The organism is Streptomyces coryli (genome assembly GCF_011044975.1).
Taxonomy (GTDB): domain Bacteria; phylum Actinomycetota; class Actinomycetes; order Streptomycetales; family Streptomycetaceae; genus Streptomyces; species Streptomyces coryli.
The window spans coordinates 1-3,557 of sequence record NZ_JAAKZV010000436.1; the positions used below are offsets into that span (position 1 = coordinate 1).

General features: G+C 72.1%; 4 protein-coding genes. 2 read left to right on the top strand and 2 right to left on the bottom strand.

Annotated features, from left to right (window positions below):
- Positions 1-494, top strand: a 494-nt coding sequence (locus G5C51_RS40765) for a DUF6817 domain-containing protein (protein ID WP_165245804.1), incomplete at its 5' end; no start/stop codon positions are given.
- A gap of 12 nt (positions 495-506) precedes the next feature.
- Here the strand turns inward: G5C51_RS40765 and G5C51_RS40770 are convergent.
- Positions 507-1,256: a PaaX family transcriptional regulator C-terminal domain-containing protein gene (locus G5C51_RS40770; RefSeq protein ID WP_165245805.1), complete on the bottom strand. Its 750-nt coding sequence runs from the start codon at positions 1,254-1,256 to the stop codon at positions 507-509.
- Positions 1,257-1,310: 54 nt separating this feature from the next.
- Between G5C51_RS40770 and G5C51_RS40775 the strand changes: the two genes are divergently transcribed.
- Complete coding sequence (locus G5C51_RS40775; protein ID WP_165245806.1) at positions 1,311-2,999, top strand: acyl-CoA dehydrogenase family protein; 1,689 nt, start codon at positions 1,311-1,313, stop codon at positions 2,997-2,999.
- Here G5C51_RS40775 and G5C51_RS40780 read toward each other — a convergent pair.
- Complete coding sequence (locus tag G5C51_RS40780) at positions 2,981-3,511, bottom strand: dihydrofolate reductase family protein (RefSeq protein WP_165245807.1); 531 nt, start codon at positions 3,509-3,511, stop codon at positions 2,981-2,983. The two genes, G5C51_RS40775 and G5C51_RS40780, sit on opposite strands and share 19 nt — an antisense overlap.
- Positions 3,512-3,557: the final 46 nt, after the last annotated feature.

The following is a 3,557-nucleotide window of genomic DNA, read 5'->3' on the forward strand; positions in this document are numbered from 1 at the left end:
CCCTCCCCCACCCGGGCGGCACCCTCCTCGCCCACCTGGAACGCGTACAACACCAACTCGCCACCTGGCACGCCCGCCCGGCCCTCCAACTGGCGGGCCTGTGCCATGCCTTCTACGGCACCGACGGCTTCCCGCACCCCCTGCAAGCACCCGACGACCGCACCCCGCTGACGTCCGCGACAGGCCCGGAAGCCGAATCCATCGTCTACTTCTACGCCGCCTGCGACCGCGGTACGGCATACCCGGCCCTCACCAGCCCCACCGTGCTCTACACGGACCGCTTCACGTCCCGCACCCACACCCCGACTCCCCAGGAAAAGCGCGATTTCGCGGAACTCACCGCCGCGAACGAACTCGACCTGGCCCGCCTCGACCCGGCCTTCCGCGAGCACCACGGCCCGGGCCTGCTGACCCTCTTCACCCGCTTCCGCCCGCTGCTGAGCCCGGCGGCATGGCAGGACTGTGCGGCCGTACTGGACGCCCCACGCCGCTAGAGGTCGCCTTCCTCAGCGGGCGCGCTGGGCCAGCGCGATCAGTTCGGACTGGAAGGCGCGGTACGCCTCGCGTAGTTCGGTGGCCGGCCAGTTCCGTGGGAGGAGATCGGGTGGCAGGACCGGGTCGCCGAGTAGGTGGCGGACGCTTGCTGCGGCGGCGGTGAAGCGGTCCGCCGGGTCGGTGGCGGTCGTCAGGATGCGTAGCAGGGCGGTGGCTCGGGTGGACCAGGCGTTGAGGTCCCATAGCGTGGCGGCCAGTTCCTCGGCGTCGGACCTCGGGGCGCCGGTGAACAGCTCGGCCACCGGGGTGAGTTCGGGTGGTGGCCACTCGCGGCGGAGGTTGGCCGGGCGGAGCCAGAGGCCTTCGCGGAGTTCGGCCAGGCGCAGAGCGGTCAGCTGATCGCGCAGCGCGGCGCGTTCGGCGGGGCCGCGGCCCGTCGCCGTGATCGCTACCAGGTCCCACGAGCCGTCCCAGCTCTCCACCGTCCGCGGGGCGACCGCCTCGTCCTGGCGGCGCTGGCGTGCCACCAGGCGGTCGGACAGGCCGTACGTCGAGCCGTCGCGCAGCACGTCACCAGCCGCCACCATGCGCGTCAGCGCCACCCGCAGCGTGCGGTCGCTGATGCCGAACAGGTCCCCGGTGCGTACCAGATCGCGCACCGGCAGGCGCGGCGGATGCGCCCCCAGCAGGACGCTGAGCACGACCGAGCGGGCGGTCAGCGGCCGCAGCCCCGCGGCGTCGTGCGGCATCTCTTTTCCCATCCCGTCGACACTACACTCTTGCTGCGACCGCACGGATATCGTAATACTCGAAGCATGACCACGACCCTGCCCACGCCCCCGCCCGCCACGCACGAGGTCACCAACCAGCCGCCCCCGCTGGCCCCTTACGACGCCTCCGCCGACCCCGCTCTGATGGAAGGCCTGCACCGCGAGGGCGCCGGCTGGGCCGAGGAGGACATCCGGCGGCTGGGGCGCAAGGCCGGGAGCGCGGAGGCGCAGCTCTGGGCCGAGCAGGCCAACACCCACACCCCCGAGCTGCGCACCCACGACCGCTACGGCAACCGGATCGACGAGGTCGAGTTCCACCCGAGCTGGCACAGCCTGCTGCACACCGCGGTGAGCGAGGGCGGCGCGGGCGCGACCTGGGCCGACGACCGGCCGGGGGCGCATGTGCAGCGCTTCGCCGGCGCCCTCGTCTGGGGACACACCGAGGCCGGGCACGGCTGCCCGCTGGCGATGACGTACGCCGTGGTGCCCGCGCTGCGCCACCAGCCGGACCTGGCCGCGGTCTACGAGCCGCTGCTGACCAGCCGCGTCTACGACCCGGGCCTGCGCATCCCGACCACCAAGCGCGGCCTGCTCGCCGGAATGGGCATGACCGAGAAGCAGGGCGGCTCGGACGTCCGCACCAACACCACCACGGCGACGCCGACCGCCGAGGACGGGGTGTATGTCCTGCGCGGCCACAAGTGGTTCACGTCAGCACCCATGTGCGACGTCTTCCTCGTCCTCGCGCAGGCGCCCGGCGGCCTCTCCTGCTTCCTGGTGCCGCGGATCCTGCCCGACGGGACCCGCAACACCTTCCGCATCCAGCGGCTGAAGGACAAGCTCGGCAACCGCTCCAACGCCTCCTCGGAGCCGGAGTTCGACAACACCGTGGCCTGGCGGGTCGGCCCCGAGGGCCGCGGCGTGAAGACCATCATCGAGATGGTCAACAGCACCCGCCTGGACTGCGTCGTCGGCAGTGCGGCGCTGATGCGCAAGACCCTGGTCGAGGCCGGGCACCACGTGCTGCACCGCTCGGCGTTCGGCGCCCGGCTGATCGACCAGCCCCTGATGCGTAACGTCATCGCCGACCTGGCGATCGAGTCCGAGGCCGCCACGACCCTGGCGCTGCGGCTGGCGGGGGCCGCGGACCGGGCGATCCGCGGCGATGCCGCCGAGCACGCCTTCCGCCGGATCGCCACCGCCATCGGCAAGTACTGGGTCACCAAGCGCGGCCCGGGCTTCGCCGCCGAGGCCCTGGAATGCCTGGGCGGCAACGGCTACGTCGAGGAGTCGGGCATGCCGCGGCACTACCGTGAGGCCCCGCTGCTGTCCATCTGGGAGGGCTCGGGAAACGTCAACGCCCTGGATGTCCTACGGGCGTTGGGCAAGGAGCCGCAGACCGCGCAGGCCTTGCTGGACGAGCTGGCGACGAGCACGGGCGGCAACAAGCACCTGGACGCCGCGGTGACGGCGATCGGCACCGACCTCGCCGGGCTCAATCTCTCCGACCCGGCCGGAATCCAGCTGCGCGCGCGGGCGCTGGTGGAGCGGATGGCGCTGGCGCTGCAGGGCTCGCTGCTGGTACGGCACGCACCGGCGGCGGTGGCGGACGCGTTCTGCGCCACCCGGCTGGGCGGCGAGGGCGGCTTCGCTTACGGGACGCTGCCGCCGTCCGCCGACGTCGGCGCCGTCATCGAACGGGCGGCGCTCGACGCTCAGCGCGCCACCTCGTAACTGGTCTGGATCATGCCCGCGCCGAGGACCTTCGTCTCCCGGTGGGTCAGGGAGATGTCCTCGGTCAGCGGGCCGAAGAGCGGGATGCCGGAGCCGATGAGCACCGGGACCTGGCTGATGGTGATCGTGTCGATCAGGCCCGCGCGCAGGAAGGTCTGGATGACCTGCCCGCCGTCGGCGTAGACGTTCTTGGTGCCGCGCTCGGCCAGGCCGCTGATCAGCTCTTCGAGGCTTCGGTAGACGGTGATACGGGGGTCCGCGTCGGCGTCCAGGCGCGTGCTGAGCACGGCGACGTGCTTGCCGTCGTACGCCCACCAGCCGCCGGCCACCACGGCCTCGTAGGTGCCGCGGCCCATCACCACGGTGTCGATGCCGGCCGCGAAGGCGTCATAGCCGTAGTCCCCCGCGGCCTCGCCTCTGCTGACGAGCCACTCGATGTCGCCGTCGGTACGGGCGATGAAGCCGTCGACGCTGGTGCCGATGAAGACGTGGGAGGAGAAGGGGTGATCCATGGGGCGTCAGCTCGCTTTCCGATCAAGGGGGGTGGGACTTCGGGGT